Genomic DNA, 18,251 nt, shown 5'->3' on the forward strand with positions numbered 1-18,251 from the left:
TTAGATAACGGCCTGCTTCTCTTTTTCGCGGGAATGCGGGCTCAGCATCTTCTCCAAAAACCCTTCTTCCCCTTGCAAGGCGGTTTTCTCTTTGGCTTTCGTAGTTTTGATGTTTTCGAGCAGATCGGCGCTCATCATCGGATCGGCGGCAGCGGAGCTTTTTTGGGACTGTTCGGCTTTCTGAGCTTCGGTCAGTTCCTTGAGAAGCTGTTTGCGAAAATCGCTCACCATCTGGTTTACGTCGATGGGCTGCTCGGGGTTCTCTTCTTTGAGTTTCATCAGTTTCTGGCGGTACTCTTCGACCAGGGCTTCGATCTTCTCTTCGTTAAGCTCCTGCAGGAACAAAGCGGCCCCCTTGATTTTGAGGTCCTCTTTGAACTTCGCCAGCGCGGCGTCCTGCGCATTGATTTCATCGCGGCTGCGATACTCCTGGGCCGGGTAAAGCTGCGCGATCATCTGCGCGTACGCCGAAACATCCCCCTGCGTTTCGGATAGGTTCGCCATCGGATAAGGTGTTGTGGACCCTCCGGTTAATGACGCGACGTTCATCGTAAACTCCTTGTAAGGATTATGCGACCTTACAAGCAAAAACCGTTCTTAAACCTCATATTCTTCCCCCAGCTCGGTGCTCGTGGATCTGAGCCGCTCGGCCAGAACGGCCGCCACGCTGCGCATAAACTCGAACGACGCTTTTTTGTGGCGCTGCGAAAAACGTTCGAAGGCATCGCGGGAGATCACGTACACATCGGCATCAGCCGCCGCGACGGCCCATGTGTACTGGGGGCTCCCTTCGAGAAACGAGAATTCGCCGAAAAAATTCCCCTGCCCCAGCGTATGGAGATGGATATTTTTGTTCTCCCCCATCGGCAGCATCACCCGCACCAGCCCGCGCCGGATAAAAAACAGTTCGCATCCCAGGTCGCCGGCTTGAAAAATAACCTCCCCCTGTCGAAACGAACGGGTTTCGACGAGGTTTTCGATCTCTTCGAGGGTATCGGAACGACGCCCCCGAAAAAAATCGAAATGGGCCAGGGAAAGCGGTGTTTCGCTCGACTCCACTTCCCGATTTTCGCTGATAATCCTCTCCTCGACCCATTCGAGGGCATCGTCGAGGTCGCCGAAAACCTTGACGGGACTCATGTGCTTGAGCAGCCCGACGTGGTTAAACAGAAGTTCCAGGTCGTCTCCGGTAGGGAGCTTGTGCGGCAGACGGCAGAGGATCAGGTACCCCTCTTTCTCGTGCAGGATATCCTTGATCTGCAACAGGATGTGGGCCGCGGTGATGTCCACCGTCTGGACCCGCTTCATGTCGATGATGATGTATTTTTTGTCCGAAAGGTCGCTGCGCAATACCGAATACAGCTGGTTGGCCGTCCCGAAAAACAACGTACCGTGCAGTTCGTAGAGCGCGAACGTATCGCCGCTTTGGCGCAAGATCGCTTCTTCGTCCCGTTTACGGACGATTTTGCTGCGGGCATCGCTCCCCTCGATGCGCCGGTAAACGACCGACATCCCGATCTGTCGTATAATGTAGAGCACCACCGCCAAAGCGAGCCCCACCCCCGCCGCGACGATCAGGCTGACCGAAACGGCGATGACCGCAACGGTCGCGATGATGATGAAATCGAGTGCCGTTTTGGGGCTGCGCAGCAGCCGGATGCTGCGTCGGTCGATCATCCGCCACCCGATGACGATCAGGATCCCCGAGAGGACGGCGACGGGGATCCAGGCGATATAGTCGCCCAGCATCCAAAACGCGATGACGGCCATAAACCCCGCAATCAACCCAGAGCGCGAGCTCTCGGCTCCTGATGCGATATTAACCATCGTCGGCCCCATCGTACCCGATCCGGGCATCCCGCCGATCAGCGCGGAGAGGGTATTGGCCGACCCCTGGGCGAACAATTCTCGGTTCGAATCGTGGTAGGAGTGGGTCATCGAATCGACGATCACGCACGTTTTGAGGGTATCGATCGACAGCAGCGCCGCAAGGGTCAGTGCGGGAAGGAGCAAAAGCGCCACATCACTCCACGAGAGGTCGCCCAGCAGGATAAAACGCCCCTCCAGGGCGCCGAAGAGATCGATCCCGCCGCTTCCCCCAAGGGCGCCGATGACAAAGGGGTTATTGGGGCGATATAGCGACGGATCGGCCAGGGCGAGGAGAAAATAGACCGCCGTCCCCAGTACCATCGCCGCGATCACCGAGGGGACACGGCGGACGATCCGCTCGGCATAGAGCATTGCCAGAACCGTCGCCGTCCCCACGGCGATACTCTGCCACTCCCACATAAAAAGGTTAAGCGCCCCTTTCCAAAAGCCCACCCCTTCGGGAAGCCCCAGAAATTTAGGGGCCTGCGAAGCAATGATGTAGAGCCCTACCCCGCTGAGATAACCGCTGACGACGGGAAAAGGCATGTACTTGATGAGCCGACCCAACCCCGCCGCACCGAAAGCGATCTGGATCACACCCGCCATCAGCGCGACGAGCATCACCATCGTAAACACGCTCGGAGCGCCGTAACCTCGGGCGATAAACTCCAGACAAAACGCCGAAAGCACCGCCGCCGCCGGAGCGCTTGGAGCCGAGATGAGACGGTTCGTCCCTCCCATCAGCGCGGCGACGCCGCCGACCGCGACGACTCCCAAAATCCCGGCTACCGCACCGTACGCGCCGTAATCGCCCCCGATCGAGGCATACACGATTACGCCGAACGCAATCGCCGAGGGGAGCGCGACGAGCATCGCCGCCGTCCCTCCCCAGAAATCGCCCATCCATCCTGTCTTGTTCGTCATTCGAAAAACTTCTTCGCTTTTTCTTTCCATTGTATCCAAAACGCGATTAGTTTGCCTCCAAACGCGCTATTCGTGCTACAATCGCGCCCATGATTTTCCACCCCGATACCCGGCTGGGCATCCTGTACATGCTCGCCGCTTCGTTTTTGTTCGCCCTCACCGTCGCGTTCGCCAAGCTCCTCACCTCGTCGATGGGTTCGGTGGAGGTGACCTTCTGGCGCAATGCCGTCGGGCTGGTGCTGATCCTCGCCCTCGCGTTTCGCAAACCGATCCGCAATGTCGGAGGACGCCCCTTTACCCTCGTTTTTCGCGGTGTCGTGGGAACCGTGGCGTTGCTCACCTTTTTCTACACCGTGGGCGAAACCACCCTCTCCAACGCCATCGTCTACTCCAAAACGGAACCCATTTTCACGGCAATCCTCGCCTTCTTCCTGATGGGAGAGCATCTCTCCAAACGGGCGGTTCTGGCGATTATCGTGGGTTTTGCGGGGGTTTTGCTGCTCAGCGGGGCGGAATTTAGCTACCTCCACGCGATGGGGCTGCTGACCGGATTTCTCTCGGCACTCGCCTATACCAGCGTCCGCAGCCTCAAATCCCATTACGACGAGCGGACGGTGGTCCTCTCCTTCATGATTTTCGGGGTTCTGATCCCCGCCGCACTGATGGCTGCGGCACGACACTACACTTCGGAGGTGTTTGCGTTTGCCCTCAGCCCGTTCGTCATGCCGCAGGGGAGCGACTGGCTGTGGATCGTTCTGATGGGGAGTGCGGCCGCGTACGGGCAGATTTTCATGACCCGCGCCTACTTTTACGCGAAAGCGGGAATCGTCAGCGCGACAAGCTATTCGGTCGTTTTGTTTGCGACGGCGTTCGGGATCGTTTTGGGGGATGCGCTGCCCACCCCTGCCGTGATCGCCGGGGGAGCGCTGGTCGTTTTGAGCGGTATGCTGCTGATTCGCAGCCGATGAATCAGAATTTCGAACCGATCGTTTCGGCGATTTTCTCACCCGCGCGTTCGAGCGGCATATCGCTGTAAGGGGCTTTCGGAGGGGTCGCATTGGTTTCGGCGGGCTCAGGCGCCGGAACGCTCGGAGGCGTCTGCGCCTCAGGAAGGACCGAAACGTTCGTCTCCGAACTCACGTTCGCTTCTGCGGCTTTGCGCTCGGCGAGATAGGCATCGAGATAAAACGCCTTGAATACCAAAAAAGCGATAATGGCGGCGAGGGCATACAGCACTAAACGCATCGCGTCTCCTTTATAAATCCGACATATTATGGCGTTATGTTAGCAGACAATTGTCAACGGATCGCAGGATTTGGTAAACGCCCCTCTCTCAATAACGCACATTCAGACTAATCCGGACCGAACGGGGTTCGCCCGGATGGACCATATGATCGGTAACACCTGCGGCTTCGGACGCAAGCCGTGATTCGTAAAAATATTCGATGTCGTAAGTTTTACGGTTGAACAGGTTGTAAACGTCCAACGCGAGATCGACGTTTTTCGCAAGACGTCGTCCGGCTTTTAGATTCACGAGCGTTGAAGGTTTCGAACGCTCCGTATTCTCCTCGTTCAGCGCACGGCTTCCGAAATACCGGAGCCGTAACCCGCCGAACCAGCCGTTATAATCGGTTACGGCGGCTCCGACCGACACCACCTGTTCGATCGCTTCGGGAACGTATTTTCCCCCCGCCGAAGCTGGATCCCGGTAACGGGCGCGGGAGAGGGCGGCATCGGCATCAAGGATAAACCACGGTGCGGGTGTCCAGTAGTTGGCCCATTCGATTCCCATCCGCCGCGATGGACCGGTCGCTTCGGTCCCTCCGGTATCTCCGGCAAAAACCAGCTCCGAATCGCTTTGCATCATCCACAATGACAATGCCGTCTGCAAACCCGGTACCGAGCGGTTCTGCACTCCGATCTCCGCCCCTTTAGTCCGCACCAGCGGAGTGGCCGGATCGGATGCTTTGGTCACCCCCCTGGCGTCGTTGCTGTGAAATCCGTACCCGCCGTTGAGGAAAATTTCCGTTTGGCCCCACGGACCGAAGACGAATCCAAGTTTCGGGCTGAGTATCGAATCGCTGACCGTCCCCGAATCGGCGGTATTAACATCGCTTTCGACGTCGAAACGGTAGGTGTCTCCCCTCAGCCCAAGGGTAACCCGCACTTTATCTGCGGCTTCGATCTCCTCCTGCCAGTATGCTCCCACGGCGCTCTCATTGACACGATCCGATGTCACGTGGCTGACAAACGTGCGGTTTTGGGTGTTGGAGAGGGCAACGTTTCGGATCGCGTCATGGCGGAACTGCACACCGTACGAACGGATCGAGTCGGCGCCGAAAAAGGCCGCCGTCTCCGTCCGTTTCGCTTCACCGCCGAGAATCGTCCGCGAGTCTTTCTGCCGGAACTGGTCTCCATGGACCGGGTCATTCAGATAATACGTGAAGTTCGAATACAAATCGAGCCCGTAATCGATGACGTAGGCGTTGAGGCTCGTCACGCCGCGGCTGTCTCGGCTTTCGTATTCTCCCGAAAGACTGTAACGGTGGGTGGTTCCACCGTCCGAAGGATCGAGTGAACCGTAACGCCCTATCAGGCCGCTGTCGATCGCGCGGACGGGAACATGGTTCGTCGCATCCCAGTCTCCACGGTATCCCATCGCCGAAATTTTGTACCGGCGATTTGCTGATTCCTTCGTATAGCTGACGACGCCGTTGAACCGTTCGTACCCTTCGGGATGGTCCCACGGGCCGTCGTTGAAGAAATATTCCAGTGCGTACAGCAGCGTCCCTCCCTCCAGTTCGAATGAATCGATATTTAGCGCCCTTCTGTGGCCGAAACTCCCGCCCGTGAGGCTCAGCAACCCTTCGTCAACACGGTCGGCGTAGCGGATGCGGGCGCTTCCGGTGGAGGCGAAATCGCCTTCGCCCGCATAATAGGGCCCTTTTTTATACGTGATCTGCGAAATCAGCTCCGGGATCAGGAAATTGAGATCATTGTATCCCTGTCCGTGGGCATGGGTGGGGAGATTCGTCGGCATCCCTTCGATCGTAGTGTAAAAATCGGTGCCGTGATCGAGACTGAATCCCCTCAGAAAATACTGGTTCGCCTTACCGTCGCCGCTGTGCTGGGTCACAATCAGCCCCGGAACCGTTTCGAGCACCTCCGCAGGACGAAGCAGCGGACGTTCCTCCAACTGCCGGGCGCTCACCGTCCCTTCGCCCGCGGAAGTGCGGTTCGGCACGGCGTCCGCATCCGCTTCTACGGAAATACCCGGAACGATGACCTCGGAGATGGTTTGTTCTCCCCCTCCGTACAGCGGAGAAACGGCCCCCAAAACGGCAACGATGCGGCTGACAACCCGATAATCCATGACCCACCTCGAATCAGTAATATTTTTTTTATTTTAGTATTATTGTCCTCCCCTCATTAAAACAAACTGAATTATTATTCATCTACTTACCGCGTCACGACGTTTGCTATAATTACGGGAATAAATACACAGGAGCGGAGATGGCCAACGACGCGATCATACGGTTCAGCGTTTCGCTCCCCGAAGAGCTGCTGATCTCGCTGGACAACCAGATAATCAATCAGGGATACGTTTCGCGCTCGGAATTTATACGCGACCTGATCCGCGAACAGATCGTCGAAGACCGCTGGAACAGCGAAGAGGGTGTGATCATCGGTGTTTTGACGCTGATTTACGACCATCATCAGCGCGATCTTCTTCAAAAAATGACCGATATTCAGCACGATACCGATGCACAGGTACTGTGCAACACGCATGTGCACATCGACCATCACAACTGCCTTGAGACCGTGATGATAAAAGGAACCGCGCGACAGGTGGAAGAGCTGGCCGGCAAAATCAGCGGCCTCAAAGGGATCAATTTTTCGAAACTGACGAAAACGACCACGTTCTGAGCCTGAGCCCTATCCTCACCCCGCTTCTTCGAGGTTGTCCGGTTCTTCCTGAACCAGACACCCCACTCCGCGGTCTTCGAGGGGAATATCCTCCCGGTAGGGTTTTTCTTTGAAAAGCGGGGATTTGAGCGTTCCCTCTTTGTTCACCCCGAGCCGATAGATCGTTTCGTTGCGAAAATGCTCGTCGAACGCCGCACTAAAGGGCATGTCCCACGTGATGCACCCGATGCTCGGACAGATCGCCGCGCATTGCGGATCGTCGTATATCCCGACGCATTCGACACACTTCTCGGGCTGGACGTAATAACGTTTTTCACCGACCGGGTTGTGCGCATCGTCGAGAATCGCACCCACGGGACATTGCTGCAAACAGGCATCGCAGGTGATGCAGGTATCGTTGATGATGACGGACATAGGGTTACTCCTTGTCTTTTGAAGTGTGTAGAATACGCAACAGCCATGGGGGCGGGTTCCCCAGCAGCAGTTCCTGAAGCTTGGCGATCGACTCGTCGATACGGTCGTTTTCGCCGCAGCGGAGGGGATGGATTTTCTCGGCCAGCACCATTTTTGACGCCGTGGGCCCGATTTGCGAGCAATAGAGGATATCCGCTTCCTTGACCGTGCCGATTTTGTAGGCGAGTTTCTCGTGTTCGTCGGCGATAGCGTCTTGGGAACTGTCGATCGTCCTGACGTATTCGGCACTCTGGGGAGTGATCCGATAGAGTTCAAAACTTTTCGACCATCCGAAATGCTGATTGACGAAAACGCCGTCAGACGAAGCAAACGCGACGAGCACGATTCCCCCCTCTAGACCGCGACCGCTTCGTGCGACTCGCGCGCGGCGACGGAGATCTCTTCCTTGAACGGCTGGGGCGAAACCTCGGGAGTCAGTACCCCCCGTTTTTTCGACTCGCCGATGACGTAGTCTGTACTGTTGACGAAATAATCGTTATACTCGGCCGTATAAGGCATATCCCAGACGATACATCCCTCCGTCGGGCACTCGGCCGCACAGGCGGGCGTTTCGGCATGGCCGACGCATTCGATGCATTTTTCGGGTTTGACGTAGGTGTATTCCCAGTCTGCGCGCGGCGAATCCCCTTCGCTTACGATCGCGCCCACCGGGCACACCTCGATACAGGCATCGCAGTTGATGCACAAATCGTTAATCATTACCGCCATGGTAAACTCCTTGTCCAATAGTAAATGTCAATACGCTTCTGTCGCGATTTATCCGTTGTGAATCGGATACAGCTTCTCTTTGCATTTTTCGTACGAGGAGGTATCGGCCATGGGGGTGAGCTTGATGTCCACCGCTTTGAGCAGCAGCGTCACCTCACACCCTTCGCACAGTTCCATCCGCTCGAACGCATCGGTCGTAATGAGCGAATTGAGCGCTCCGCAGGGGGTCTGAACGCTCACTTCGCTCAGGACCGTCCCCTTACGGTAATGCTGCAGCTCACCGCGGAGGCGGTTTTCGATCGATACGTTCCCCTCCTTGGCCCCGCGGCAGATCGCGATGGCCGCTTCCTGCACGCGGCATTCCACCTCATCCCCCACGCTGAGCCAGTTCGGGGTCTGCGTTTTCAGGAGTTTGAGGGGCATATCGGCCGCCCGCACCGTAATACAGCTGAAAAATTCGTCGCTGCTGATCGCTTCGACGGTCGCGGTGAAGGTATTCACGCCACACCTCCTCACCACAGATAGATGACGATTCGTTTGTCGATTTCGCGTTCGAACGCCTCGAGGATCATCCCCGCCGTCGAGGTGGGTCCCAGATGGCATCCCGAACAGGCCCCGAGATAGCGCAGCCATATTTCGGGGGTATCGCCGGGCACATAGCGGATCAGTTCCACCCCGCCCCCGTCACCGGCCAGAACCGGAGTCAGATGAGCCGCTATGACCGCTTCGACTTTATCGCGCTGTGTCTGCTCGTCGAGCCTTCGAAACGCGACATTTATGTCGGTCGCCTGAGTCTGGTTGCTGACGTAGGTGAGCAGAGAATGGGCCTGTTTTTCCCCGGCATGGGCGGCGCGAATCATCCAACGCATCGCGTTTTCAGGATCGTCGTTACGCAGCAGTATCCCCAGTTTGAGCTGTGCGGCGCCGATTCCCCCCTCGGCGGCGTGAGTGTAATGAAACACCGACCGCTCTTTATCGGCATCCACCCCGATTCCGTTTTCGTACATCCCCCCAAGATAGAACGAAGCGACTTCATGGCCCGCTTTGGCTGCCCGTTCGAAGAGTTCACGCGCCGCGGCGAGGTCTTTCCCGACACCGTAGCCCTTGACGTACATCGTCCCCAGATTGACCATCGCGTCGGTATCGGTATGAATAAGGCTTTCCCAGATCGAACGGGCAGCGGCATAATCAGCGCGTTCGTATGCCCCAAGGGCTTCTTCCATTAGCGATAGGCTTTCCATAGCATTCTCCTTTATCCGTATTACTCTTAACGACACGGTTGCATTTGCCGTTCTACGGTGACGAACGAAATATGCATTTCATCCCCGATACCAATCCTAGGAGGAGCTGATGATCGCCATTCCGATCGAATCGCCCGAGGGCGCACCGATGAGCAGCAAACTTTTCGGAAACGCCAAATATTTCGCGCTGTACGACCCTGCAACCGACCGTCACACCCTCGTCTCGAACGAAGGGTGCGGCAACGGCATCAAAACCGCCGCTTTTTTGCTCGAACGTGGGGCCACGTCGGCCCTGTACGGTTTTTTGGGAGACGGACCTTTTCATACGATGATACGCGGGGGGATGAAGGTGTTCTGGCTGGGGCGCAAGACGATGCGGCTGCAAGAGGCGATCCGATGCGCGCTCAAAGGGCAGCTGGTAGAGGTAACCCCCGACAACGCAAGCCTCTATCTCGATCCCGGGACCGACGCGGGCGCATGTACCTGCGGATGCAGCCATGACTGAGATCATAACCGCCGAAATGGAGGAGCTGCGCCGCCTCATAGCCCAGACGGTCGCCAAACGCGATATCCTCAAACGGGAAATGGAAGCGTGGTACGATCGCAACAAGGGGAGCCGGTTCGAATTCAGCAGCGACCTCATCACCGTCGATTCGACACTCAGTGAACTTGACAGCCATTACAAACGGCTGTGGGACTACCATAACGGATCGCGGGCGACGCGCTGATCGGCTTTTATATCCAAAAATATCAATACACTATAGGAGAACCAGACCATGAACGAAACCCTACGAAGCGAAATCCTGCGCCAAGCGCGCGCGGCGTTCGAACGGGCCTCTACCCTGCGCGAAAACGAACGGCTCGAAGTCTACCTGCACGAAGGCAAAGCGATCACTTCGGATGTTCTGGACGAAACCGAAAGCCTGGTGTACGGAAACGGCCGTATTTTGTGCTACGAAGTGTGGGGGCACGACTATCTCGAAGGGGAGATCGTCGCATGGATCAATCAGGTCCGTACCCAGAGCGATCCCAAAGCCCTGGACCAAAGCATCATCGAAACGCTCTCCCTCATCGCATCGCGCAAGGGAACTGCCCCGGAGAACATCAGTTCGTACGAAGTCTTTGCCAACCTTCGGATGGAGCAGATCGAGCGGATCGAACACGCGATCATCGACTACTGGTGGGACAACAAGGAGATCGAAAACGCCAAATCCCTCGCCCTCGCCCAGATCGACGCGGCACTCCGGGGGTGACCCCTGCGCCGGGCGCCAAAGGGGCGCTTGTGGTTTCGTTAGGAAAATCAGGGTAGAATGCGCCCTTATGAAGCGAACCGAATCTTTTTCTCTCTACGCCTTTATTATCGCGGTACTGGTTCACCTCATCATCGCGTTGCTGCTGATTCTTCTCAATCAGCTCGAACCGCCCGTCCCTCCCGAAACCAAACCCGCCGAAGAACGGTTCCGCCTTTCGCTCAAAGAGTACCCCACCTCGCGCCCCGAAGCGATCGTCCCCAACGAGATCCCTAAAATCACCCCCGCCCGGCCCATCCCGCGCGGCGAGCAGATGATCAGACCCTCATCGCCGGCACCGGCATCCAAAGCAGCCCCAAGCCCGGTCACGCCTCCGCCTTCCTCGCCCCGGACACCTCCCGAAACCGAGAAGCCCGAACCGCGAAAAGCGTTCGTCCCCCACACCGCCAAAACGGTCGCAACGATCGAACGCCAGCCGAAAAAAGAACCGGGGCTCTACGACATCCTTTCCCGCCCCGACGCTTCGGCAAACCAGCCGGTCAAAAGCTCGACAAAACTCTCAGACAGCATCGAACGGCTCTACGGGGACAAATTCAACGAGCTCTCCGAAGGGGAACAGCGCTACATCCTCGACAACCAGGAGATCATGCGCCGGATCACGCAGGGGGTTCTGGACCGCTACGGTCGCAGCCGGATCCCCGACAGCATCCGCGTCAACGACACCAACATGATCGAGTTCTACCTCCACCCCGACGGCAGCATCTCCGATCTTCGCTTTCTCAAAAACAGCCGTCTCTCGATTCTCGATGACACCACCCGCGAAGTGATCGAACTCGCCTACGCCAAATATCCCCGTCCGCAACAAAAAACGCTGATCCGCTACCGCGTCTGGTACAACCTCACCGGGTATTGATCCGAAACGGGTATAATCGATTCCCATGAAACGGTCCCGATCGATCGGCGCTTTTGTCGCGGCACTCTCCATCCACCTGGCGATTGCGGCTCTTGTCTGGCTTGCACTCGCTCCGCAGCCGGACGAACCGTCTCCTCCGAAGCCGACGTTCAGCATCCGTTTCGGAGAGAGTGATAACGAAGAGGAATCGCCAGACCCCTCTTCCGCTTCCCCCGCCCCTTCGGCGATCGCGGAGCGTCAAAACGGGCAAACGAACCCAAGTCCTCCGTCGGCATTGCCCGAGCGTCCCCTCTCCGCCGTTGCCGAATCCGAACACAAAGCCTTTAGCGAAGCCGACCGCGAAAGCCTCCCCTTTTCGGTGCTGCACCATTACGGCGAAGAATTTTTTACCCTCTCCGCGGGGGAACAGCACTACATCATCGACAATCTGCAGCGAATTCGCAAAATTAACGAAATTGTCGGCACCCGTCTACTGCGCGAACGGCCCGACGACGTCGATCCGCTCGACAACAACGTCGTCGAATTTACCCTTCATCCAGACGGGACGATCAGCGACCTGCACCTGGAAAAAAACCGTATCGGAACGCCACTGGACGAATTGACGCTTCAGACGATCAATCTCGCCCATCCCAGGTATCCCAAACCCGACCAGCCGACGAAAATTCGGATCCGGGTCTACATCATCGTGAAATAATCAGCGCTTGTCCAGCACCGCCAATGCCCCTTTGTAAATCGGTTCGTCGATAAAACCGTACACGTCGTGCGCAAACCCCGTTACGCCGCGGGCAGCGTGTTCGCGAAAGAGTTCGACGATCTCTTTGGCCCGTTTGAGTTCCGCCTCGCTGTGGCCGAATATTTCGTGTATCAGCTCGGCCTGGGCGGGAGATATGCACCCTTTGGCGTCGAATCCCATCATTTTTTCGAGTTCCAGCCAGTTGCGAAGGCAATCGAGGTTCTTGTGATTCTGGTACACGAACGATACCGGCTTGATGCCGCAGGCGCGCGCGGTCGTCAGAAAACGGGCCAGCATGTAGTGGACGGTCGGGTTGTCCGGGTGCAGCAGGCTCTGGGAGAGCCCCAGATCGGCGAACAGATCAAGCACCCCCAGATAATACGCGGCGATCCCCGGAACCGATGCGATCTCCTCGAGTGCGAGCCACGCCTCTTTGGTCTCGATGGAGAGATGCAGTTCGATCCCCTGCGCAATCAGCGACGACGCACGGCGCACCTCCTCCGCGGTGCGGATTTTCGGGACGCGGATCCCATCGGGCATAAAGGGGTTGAGATACGCGATCTCCTCTTCTCCCCCTTCGTCCAGCGGGTTGACCCGGACGACCAGTTTCTTGTCGCTTTTGGGATTGGCCGCGAGGGCGATCGCACACAGCGCGAGGGCGTAGGGCTTTTGTTCGGGAGCGACGCCGTCTTCGAGGTTGAGCATCAGGCATTCGGCGGGAACCGAGGGGATTTTCGAAAGGTGCCTGGTGTTGTGGGCCGAGAGCATCATCGCCGACCGGAACGAAAGGGAACGGTTCTGGATGCGGGGAGTGGCGGAAGCGAGGTTTTGAAGGGAGGAAAGATCGTCTCGGGCGATCAGGCTATCGAGTTTTTGCAGGTCGGTTAGCGGCACGTTTGAACTCCTCTCGATGCAGGTAATAATAGAGGGTCTGGATCTCGGTATCGGTCAGATAATACCGCGGCATTCCGATGATCCGGCTGTTGAGTTTGAGGTAAAATTCCCTGAAAGGGAGTTTATTGATGGGCTTTCCGGCAAACACCTTCGAGACCCCTTCGTCTTTGTAGCGGGCAATAAGCTTCCCTTCGCCGTTTTCGCCGTGACAGAGGTGGCACCCCACCCCGCGCGGGTTGTGATAAAGCCCGGCGGCATACTCCTCTTTCGTGATGAACGACTCGGCGTTCGCACCTGCCGATGCCAAAAGGAGAACAAAAATCCAGCGCACGCTCAACCTTTAACCAATGTTTAGACTTTTAGCGGTATCATACCCAAAAACAATGCTGACGGTGGTTAAATGCAGATTCTCGACGGTAAAGCGCTTGCACTCAAAATCGAACAAAAGGTCTCCGAAGGGGCCAAAGAACTGAAAGCCCGGACGGGCAGAGTTCCGGGTCTGGCGGTTATTTTGGTGGGCCACGATCCCGCCAGCCAGGCCTACGTCGGGATGAAGAAAAAAGCGTGCGACCGTGCCGGGTTCTATTCGGTCACCCACGAAATGCCCGAAGACATTTCGCAGGAGGCGATCATCAAAACGATCGAAATGATGAACGCCAATCCCAATATCGACGGGATTCTGATCCAGCTACCGCTCCCCAAACACATCGATACGACGAAAATCCTCGAGGTGGTCTCTCCCACCAAAGACGTTGACGGTTTCCATCCCTACAACGTCGGCCGTCTCGCTACCGGGCTTGAGGGTTTCGTCCCCTGCACCCCGCTGGGAGTCATGGAGCTTCTCGCCGAATACAACATCGACGTCAAAGGGAAAAACTGCTGCGTCGTGGGAGCTTCCAATATCGTCGGCAAACCGATGGCCGCACTGCTGCTCAACGCAAGCGCCACGGTCGAGATCTGCCACATCTTCACCGACGATCTCAAAAAACACACCCTTGCCGCGGACATCGTCCTCGTCGGTGCGGGAGTCATTAACCTGATCAAGGCGGACATGGTCAAGGAAGGCGCCGTCGTGATCGATATCGGGATCAACCGTGCCTCTGACGGCCGCCTCGTCGGGGACGCGGACTACGAAGCCGTCGCGCCAAAAACCTCCTACATCACCCCCGTTCCCGGCGGAGTCGGGCCGATGACCATCGCGATGCTTCTGGCCAATACCCTCAAAGCGGCCCAAATCCACGCGGAAGAAGAGAAATAACCCTTGAAGAAAAAAATCCTCGACGCGGCGCACGGCGCCTACCGGTTTTCCAATACGTGGACCGGGACGGTCATCATCGTCCTGTTTATCATCTTTTTCGTTGCCCAGGCGTTTCGTATCCCCAGCGGCTCTATGAAAGACTCCCTTCTCGTCGGCGACCACCTCTTCGCGAAAAAATTCGCCTACGGGATCTCAACCCCCCATATCCCGTTTCTCGAAATCCCCCTCATCCCCGGAACCGACGGGCACATCGTTGACGGCGACGAGCCCCGCCGCGGCGATATCGTCATCTTCCGCTACCCGAACAACACCCAGCTGCACTACGTCAAACGCTGCGTCGCGCTTCCCGGCGACGAACTGTTCGTGATGGACAAAAACCTCTACCTCCACCCCCGCGAAGGGGACGAATACGCCCGCCAAACGTTCAAAGGATACGAACTTGTCGAAATCCAGGGAAAACTCTGGGTCAAAAACCCCTACGAAAAACACCACCCAGGCATCCACCACGATGCCAAAATCGTCGATAACGGCCTCTACCCCGCCGAAATTTTCAACTTCGGCCCCGTACAGGTCCCCGAAGGGGAATTTTTCATGATGGGGGACAACCGCGACCATTCCAACGACAGCCGTTTCTGGGGCGCCGTCCCCTACGGACTGATCGAGGGGACGCCGTGGTTCGTCTATTTCAGCATGGACGACAATTACGAAGTGCGCTGGGACCGCATCGGTAAAACCCCAAGCGACCTGGAACAGCCCGATACGCTCAAACGTGCCGTAGACGAACGGATCCGCCAGGACGCCGACGATTATGAACTCTATTGATCTGCTGGAAATCCCCGCCGCCGTACTCGCTCTCCTGATCGCGATCATCGGGCATGAAATCATGCACGGATGGGTCGCCTACAAATACGGCGACCGTACGGCCAAAGATAGCGGCCGCCTCAGCATCAACCCCCTTATCCACATCGATCCCTTCGGTTCGATCCTCGTACCGCTCATGACCTATTTTCTCCCGATGCTGCTGGGGGCTTCGAGCGGATTTTTATTCGGATGGGCCAAGCCGGTTCCGGTCAATACCCATACCGTCATCCGCAACGGCGGCTACAATGCCGCAATGCAGGTAAGCCTGGCGGGGATCGTCTACAACTTTTTCATGGCGACGATGGCTTCGGTTCTTCTGGTCTCGTTGCCCCAGCCTTCCGAGGGCGACACGATCCTCTACGCGTTCGGCTATCTCTTTGTAATCAAGCTGCTGCTCATCAACGTCGTGCTGGCGGTTTTCAACCTCCTTCCCATACCGGGATTCGACGGTGCCCACTTCGTCAGCTACCTGACCCTCAAACACAAGATCCGAGCCGTTGCCGAATTTTTCGCCAAAGCCGAACCTTATGGAATCATTGCTATCATCATCATATTGGTTACGCCGCTGAAAATTCCGTTGGTCATCTGGCCGATCGAAATCGTTTTAAATCTGTTGCTAAAATAGGGAGTATCATGAAATTCTACGTCGCTACCGACCATGCCGGAATCGATCTGAAAAATTTTACCGTCGAGAATCTCCGTTCCAAAGGACACGAGGTGGTCGATCTGGGGCCATTCGACAAAGAACGGGTCGACTATCCCGACTACGCCGTCAAAGTATGCGAAAGCGTCCTTGCCGACGCCGCGTCTCAGGGGATTTTGATCTGCGGTTCGGGAATCGGGATGAGCATGGCCGCCAACCGCTTCCACGGCATCCGCGCCGCTTTGTGCCATGACGCCTATACCGCTACCGTTGCCCGCGGTCACAACGACGCCAACGTCCTGTGCTTCGGCGAGCGGATCGTGGGCCAGGGGGTCGCCGAATCTATCCTCGATGCATGGTGTGCCGGAAAATTCGAAGGGGGCCGCCATTGCGGCCGGGTTGAAAAAATCGAGGCCATCAAAGGATAACCGATGTTTTGGGAATGGTCACTACTGACGATCGTTACGCTGGGAGCGCTGTTTTTCCTCGTAAAAATGTTTTATTTCCGCAGTATCACCGTCAAAGAGCAGCGCAGCAGCGAAATGATGAAACTTACCCTCAAAGAAGCCGAACTGCTCATCCGCAAGTACCAGATCCAGCTTCAGCGCGCGCTGGGGAACGTCGATATCCTCAGCGAAGAGCTCAGCAACCTGCGCAACGAGCTCAAAACGCTCAAATCGCGCAACTCCAAGCACCGGGCCGAGACCGACCGTCTCCAGAACAAGATCAAAGAACTCGAAGGGCGTATCGACGCGCTGATCTAAGCACGCGCAAACGACCGAACCATTTCACCAAGAAGGAACCGCTATGACACTGACGACACAGGAAAGAGCTTTTTTGATGGCATCGATCCGCGATATCCCCGATTTTCCGAAGCCCGGGATCGTTTTCAAAGACATCACCACCCTGCTGGCGAACAAAGATGCTTTTGCCCTGCTGATGCGCCACCTGAGCGAGCGCTACAGCGCCTACAATCTCAGCCACGTCGCGGGGATCGATGCGCGCGGATTCATTTTCGGTGCCGCGCTGGCGCAAATGCTGGGGGTCGGTTTCGTCCCCATCCGTAAAAAAGGGAAGCTTCCCTACACGACCGTTTCGGAAAAATACTCCCTCGAATACGGCGTGGACGAAGTGGAGATCCACATCGACGCGTTTTCGGGCGTCGAAGCCCCGAAAGTTCTTCTCATCGACGACCTGATCGCAACCGGCGGGACGGCCTACGCGGCCGCCAGCCTGATCAACAAAGTGGGTGCCGAATGCGTCGAAGCGTGTTTCATCATGGGTCTTGATTTCCTCGGCGGTCAGAACCGCCTGGGTGAGCTCGTCGAAGTTTATACCGTTATCGGAGTCGATTGATGTATATTCCCTCACCTTCCAAATTCGATCCCGTAGAAGGCCATTTCGGTATCTTCGGCGGGCGCTATGTCCCCGAAACCCTTATGCCGGTTTTGCTGGAGCTCGAAGAGGCGTACCGGCAGATCCGCTTCGATCAAACGTTCTGGAGCGAAGTGGACGGTTATCTCAAAGACTACGTCGGGCGTCCAAGCCCGCTGTACTACGCCGCCAACCTCTCCGAAGAGCTTGGAGCCAAAATCTATCTCAAGCGCGAAGACCTCAACCACACGGGTGCCCATAAGGTCAACAATGTCATCGCGCAGGGGCTGATGGCCAAACGCCTGGGCAAAAAGAAAGTTATCGCCGAAACGGGAGCGGGACAGCACGGGGTCGCCACGGCGACCATCGCCGCACTCCTGGGACTTGAATGCGAAATCTTCATGGGAGCCAAAGACGTCGCGCGCCAGGAGCTTAACGTCTTCCGGATGAAACTGCTCGGGGCCAAAGTCCACGCGGTCGAAAGCGGCAGCAAAACCCTCAAGGACGCCATGAACGACGCGATCCGCCACTGGGTTACCCACGCGCGCGACACCTTCTATATCATCGGGACGGTCGCGGGTCCGCACCCCTACCCGATGATGGTACGCGACTTCCAGGCGATCATCGGCTGGGAAGCGCGCGCACAGATTCTTGAAAAAGAGGGTCGCCTTCCCGATCACGTCATCGCCTGTATCGGCGGCGGGTCAAACGCGATCGGCACATTCCAGCATTTCCTCGAAGACAAAGAGGTACAGTGCATCGGCATCGAAGCCGGAGGCCTGGGCATCGAGACCGACAAACACGGTTGTTCGCTCGAAAAAGGGCGCCCCGGCGTCCTGCACGGCCAGATGAGCTACCTGCTCCAAGACGAAGACGGCCAGATTCTCGAAGCCCACTCGATCTCGGCGGGACTCGATTACCCCGGTATCGGTCCCGAACACGCGTTTCACAAAGATAACGGCACCGTCGTCTACGACCACGTCACCGATGCCGAAGCGCTCGAAGCGTTCGTATGGCTCAGCCGCGCCGAAGGAATCATCCCCGCGTTTGAAACGGCCCACGCCGTCGCCTATCTCAAAAAGATGCCCGACATCAAAAACAAACTGGTCATCGTCAACCTCTCCGGCCGCGGCGATAAAGACATGATTCAGGCCAAATCCCTGCTGAATTTCGATGCGTAAA

25 protein-coding genes are annotated in these 18,251 nt (G+C 56.9%); 14 read left to right on the forward strand and 11 right to left on the reverse strand.

The window, feature by feature from the left end; genetic code table 11:
- A complete protein-coding gene (locus E0765_RS00685) occupies positions 1–549 on the reverse strand; it encodes a hypothetical protein (protein WP_132811296.1) in 549 nt (182 codons plus the stop codon).
- Between the two features lie 48 nt (positions 550–597).
- Positions 598–2,793 carry an SLC26A/SulP transporter family protein gene (locus tag E0765_RS00690; RefSeq protein ID WP_165921610.1) on the reverse strand — a complete coding sequence of 732 codons (2,196 nt, stop codon included), beginning with the start codon at positions 2,791–2,793 and terminating at the stop codon, positions 598–600.
- 89 nt (positions 2,794–2,882) lie between these two features.
- On the opposite strand from E0765_RS00690, the gene E0765_RS00695 reads away from it, so the two are divergent.
- Entirely contained in the window at positions 2,883–3,761 is an 879-nt protein-coding gene (locus tag E0765_RS00695) for a DMT family transporter (RefSeq protein ID WP_132811298.1), read from the forward strand.
- A gap of 1 nt (position 3,762) precedes the next feature.
- On the opposite strand, the gene E0765_RS00700 is transcribed toward E0765_RS00695, so the two are convergent.
- Together E0765_RS00700 and E0765_RS00705 are read right to left on the reverse strand one after the other, a co-directional pair.
- On the reverse strand, positions 3,763–4,038 hold the full coding sequence (locus tag E0765_RS00700; RefSeq protein ID WP_132811299.1) for a hypothetical protein: 276 nt from the start codon (positions 4,036–4,038) through the stop codon (positions 3,763–3,765).
- Positions 4,039–4,126: 88 nt separating this feature from the next.
- Entirely contained in the window at positions 4,127–6,166 is a 2,040-nt protein-coding gene (locus tag E0765_RS00705) for a TonB-dependent receptor (protein ID WP_223175660.1), read from the reverse strand.
- Between the two features lie 140 nt (positions 6,167–6,306).
- On the opposite strand from E0765_RS00705, the gene nikR reads away from it, so the two are divergent.
- Positions 6,307–6,720: a nickel-responsive transcriptional regulator NikR gene (gene nikR, locus E0765_RS00710; RefSeq protein ID WP_132811300.1), complete on the forward strand. Its 414-nt coding sequence runs from the start codon at positions 6,307–6,309 to the stop codon at positions 6,718–6,720.
- Positions 6,721–6,735: 15 nt separating this feature from the next.
- Here the strand turns inward: nikR and E0765_RS00715 are convergent, their stop codons facing one another.
- From E0765_RS00715 to E0765_RS00735, 5 genes are read right to left on the reverse strand one after another with little or no spacing between them, the layout of a single operon-like run.
- Positions 6,736–7,134: a 4Fe-4S dicluster domain-containing protein gene (locus E0765_RS00715; RefSeq protein ID WP_132811301.1), complete on the reverse strand. Its 399-nt coding sequence runs from the start codon at positions 7,132–7,134 to the stop codon at positions 6,736–6,738.
- Between the two features lie 4 nt (positions 7,135–7,138).
- Positions 7,139–7,516, reverse strand: a complete 378-nt coding sequence (locus E0765_RS00720) for a NifB/NifX family molybdenum-iron cluster-binding protein (protein WP_165921611.1) — start codon at positions 7,514–7,516, stop codon at positions 7,139–7,141.
- 11 nt (positions 7,517–7,527) lie between these two features.
- Positions 7,528–7,902, reverse strand: coding sequence for a DUF362 domain-containing protein (locus tag E0765_RS00725; protein ID WP_132811303.1), 375 nt, complete (start codon positions 7,900–7,902; stop codon positions 7,528–7,530).
- Between the two features lie 48 nt (positions 7,903–7,950).
- Positions 7,951–8,403 carry a molybdopterin-binding protein gene (locus tag E0765_RS00730; RefSeq protein WP_165921612.1) on the reverse strand — a complete coding sequence of 151 codons (453 nt, stop codon included), beginning with the start codon at positions 8,401–8,403 and terminating at the stop codon, positions 7,951–7,953.
- 11 nt (positions 8,404–8,414) lie between these two features.
- Positions 8,415–9,143: a NifU family protein gene (locus E0765_RS00735; RefSeq protein ID WP_132811305.1), complete on the reverse strand. Its 729-nt coding sequence runs from the start codon at positions 9,141–9,143 to the stop codon at positions 8,415–8,417.
- Positions 9,144–9,252: 109 nt separating this feature from the next.
- On the opposite strand from E0765_RS00735, the gene E0765_RS00740 reads away from it, so the two are divergent.
- The 5 genes from E0765_RS00740 (at position 9,253) to E0765_RS00760 (ending at position 12,000) form a co-directional block, all read left to right on the forward strand.
- A complete protein-coding gene (locus E0765_RS00740) occupies positions 9,253–9,648 on the forward strand; it encodes a NifB/NifX family molybdenum-iron cluster-binding protein (RefSeq protein WP_132811306.1) in 396 nt (131 codons plus the stop codon).
- Entirely contained in the window at positions 9,641–9,871 is a 231-nt protein-coding gene (locus tag E0765_RS00745) for a hypothetical protein (protein WP_132811307.1), read from the forward strand. The genes E0765_RS00740 and E0765_RS00745 overlap by 8 nt, the downstream gene beginning before the upstream one ends.
- 48 nt (positions 9,872–9,919) lie before the next feature.
- A complete protein-coding gene (locus tag E0765_RS00750) occupies positions 9,920–10,396 on the forward strand; it encodes a hypothetical protein (protein WP_132811308.1) in 477 nt (158 codons plus the stop codon).
- Positions 10,397–10,463: 67 nt separating this feature from the next.
- Positions 10,464–11,306, forward strand: a complete 843-nt coding sequence (locus E0765_RS00755) for an energy transducer TonB (RefSeq protein WP_132811309.1) — start codon at positions 10,464–10,466, stop codon at positions 11,304–11,306.
- A 25-nt stretch (positions 11,307–11,331) separates the two neighbouring features.
- The gene (locus tag E0765_RS00760; protein ID WP_132811310.1) at positions 11,332–12,000 is read left to right on the forward strand and encodes a hypothetical protein; all 669 of its coding nucleotides are present in this window, start codon (positions 11,332–11,334) and stop codon (positions 11,998–12,000) included.
- On the opposite strand, the gene E0765_RS00765 is transcribed toward E0765_RS00760, so the two are convergent.
- Both E0765_RS00765 and E0765_RS00770 read right to left on the reverse strand, forming a co-directional pair.
- Complete coding sequence (locus E0765_RS00765) at positions 12,001–12,933, reverse strand: CoA ester lyase (RefSeq protein ID WP_188109906.1); 933 nt, start codon at positions 12,931–12,933, stop codon at positions 12,001–12,003. It abuts the gene before it with no gap.
- Complete coding sequence (locus E0765_RS00770; protein WP_132811311.1) at positions 12,902–13,264, reverse strand: cytochrome c; 363 nt, start codon at positions 13,262–13,264, stop codon at positions 12,902–12,904. The genes E0765_RS00765 and E0765_RS00770 overlap by 32 nt, the downstream gene beginning before the upstream one ends.
- Before the next feature lie 69 nt (positions 13,265–13,333).
- On the opposite strand from E0765_RS00770, the gene folD reads away from it, so the two are divergent.
- The 7 genes from folD to trpB are packed head-to-tail and all read left to right on the forward strand — an operon-like array spanning position 13,334 to position 18,250.
- Positions 13,334–14,191, forward strand: a complete 858-nt coding sequence (gene folD / locus E0765_RS00775; RefSeq protein WP_132811312.1) for a bifunctional methylenetetrahydrofolate dehydrogenase/methenyltetrahydrofolate cyclohydrolase FolD — start codon at positions 13,334–13,336, stop codon at positions 14,189–14,191.
- 3 nt (positions 14,192–14,194) lie between these two features.
- Entirely contained in the window at positions 14,195–15,013 is an 819-nt protein-coding gene (gene lepB / locus E0765_RS00780; protein ID WP_255417805.1) for a signal peptidase I, read from the forward strand.
- Positions 15,000–15,677 (forward strand): site-2 protease family protein, encoded by a 678-nt coding sequence (locus E0765_RS00785; RefSeq protein ID WP_132811313.1) that lies wholly within the window; start codon positions 15,000–15,002, stop codon positions 15,675–15,677. Before lepB ends, E0765_RS00785 begins: the two co-directional genes overlap by 14 nt.
- Positions 15,678–15,685: 8 nt before the next feature.
- A complete protein-coding gene (gene rpiB / locus E0765_RS00790; protein ID WP_132811314.1) occupies positions 15,686–16,123 on the forward strand; it encodes a ribose 5-phosphate isomerase B in 438 nt (145 codons plus the stop codon).
- 3 nt (positions 16,124–16,126) lie between these two features.
- Positions 16,127–16,459 carry a hypothetical protein gene (locus tag E0765_RS00795; RefSeq protein WP_132811315.1) on the forward strand — a complete coding sequence of 111 codons (333 nt, stop codon included), beginning with the start codon at positions 16,127–16,129 and terminating at the stop codon, positions 16,457–16,459.
- A 43-nt stretch (positions 16,460–16,502) separates the two neighbouring features.
- Positions 16,503–17,051, forward strand: coding sequence for an adenine phosphoribosyltransferase (locus E0765_RS00800; RefSeq protein ID WP_132811316.1), 549 nt, complete (start codon positions 16,503–16,505; stop codon positions 17,049–17,051).
- A complete protein-coding gene (gene trpB, locus E0765_RS00805; RefSeq protein ID WP_132811317.1) occupies positions 17,051–18,250 on the forward strand; it encodes a tryptophan synthase subunit beta in 1,200 nt (399 codons plus the stop codon). Before E0765_RS00800 ends, trpB begins: the two co-directional genes overlap by 1 nt.
- The last annotated feature ends 1 nt before the right edge of the window (position 18,251 follow it).

The sequence above is a fragment of the Sulfuricurvum sp. IAE1 genome, assembly GCF_004347735.1.
Lineage (GTDB): Bacteria > Campylobacterota > Campylobacteria > Campylobacterales > Sulfurimonadaceae > Sulfuricurvum.

Coding starts and splice junctions, on each gene's coding strand:
- E0765_RS00685 (WP_132811296.1), bottom strand. CDS start 549: ATGAACGTCGCGTCATTAACCGGAGGGTCCACAACACCTTATCCGATG.
- E0765_RS00690 (WP_165921610.1), bottom strand. CDS start 2,793: ATGACGAACAAGACAGGATGGATGGGCGATTTCTGGGGAGGGACGGCG.
- E0765_RS00695 (WP_132811298.1), top strand. CDS start 2,883: ATGATTTTCCACCCCGATACCCGGCTGGGCATCCTGTACATGCTCGCC.
- E0765_RS00700 (WP_132811299.1), bottom strand. CDS start 4,038: ATGCGTTTAGTGCTGTATGCCCTCGCCGCCATTATCGCTTTTTTGGTA.
- E0765_RS00705 (WP_223175660.1), bottom strand. CDS start 6,166: ATGGATTATCGGGTTGTCAGCCGCATCGTTGCCGTTTTGGGGGCCGTT.
- nikR (WP_132811300.1), top strand. CDS start 6,307: ATGGCCAACGACGCGATCATACGGTTCAGCGTTTCGCTCCCCGAAGAG.
- E0765_RS00715 (WP_132811301.1), bottom strand. CDS start 7,134: ATGTCCGTCATCATCAACGATACCTGCATCACCTGCGATGCCTGTTTG.
- E0765_RS00725 (WP_132811303.1), bottom strand. CDS start 7,902: ATGGCGGTAATGATTAACGATTTGTGCATCAACTGCGATGCCTGTATC.
- E0765_RS00735 (WP_132811305.1), bottom strand. CDS start 9,143: ATGGAAAGCCTATCGCTAATGGAAGAAGCCCTTGGGGCATACGAACGC.
- E0765_RS00740 (WP_132811306.1), top strand. CDS start 9,253: ATGATCGCCATTCCGATCGAATCGCCCGAGGGCGCACCGATGAGCAGC.
- E0765_RS00745 (WP_132811307.1), top strand. CDS start 9,641: ATGACTGAGATCATAACCGCCGAAATGGAGGAGCTGCGCCGCCTCATA.
- E0765_RS00750 (WP_132811308.1), top strand. CDS start 9,920: ATGAACGAAACCCTACGAAGCGAAATCCTGCGCCAAGCGCGCGCGGCG.
- E0765_RS00755 (WP_132811309.1), top strand. CDS start 10,464: ATGAAGCGAACCGAATCTTTTTCTCTCTACGCCTTTATTATCGCGGTA.
- E0765_RS00760 (WP_132811310.1), top strand. CDS start 11,332: ATGAAACGGTCCCGATCGATCGGCGCTTTTGTCGCGGCACTCTCCATC.
- folD (WP_132811312.1), top strand. CDS start 13,334: ATGCAGATTCTCGACGGTAAAGCGCTTGCACTCAAAATCGAACAAAAG.
- E0765_RS00785 (WP_132811313.1), top strand. CDS start 15,000: ATGAACTCTATTGATCTGCTGGAAATCCCCGCCGCCGTACTCGCTCTC.
- rpiB (WP_132811314.1), top strand. CDS start 15,686: ATGAAATTCTACGTCGCTACCGACCATGCCGGAATCGATCTGAAAAAT.
- E0765_RS00795 (WP_132811315.1), top strand. CDS start 16,127: ATGTTTTGGGAATGGTCACTACTGACGATCGTTACGCTGGGAGCGCTG.
- E0765_RS00800 (WP_132811316.1), top strand. CDS start 16,503: ATGACACTGACGACACAGGAAAGAGCTTTTTTGATGGCATCGATCCGC.
- trpB (WP_132811317.1), top strand. CDS start 17,051: ATGTATATTCCCTCACCTTCCAAATTCGATCCCGTAGAAGGCCATTTC.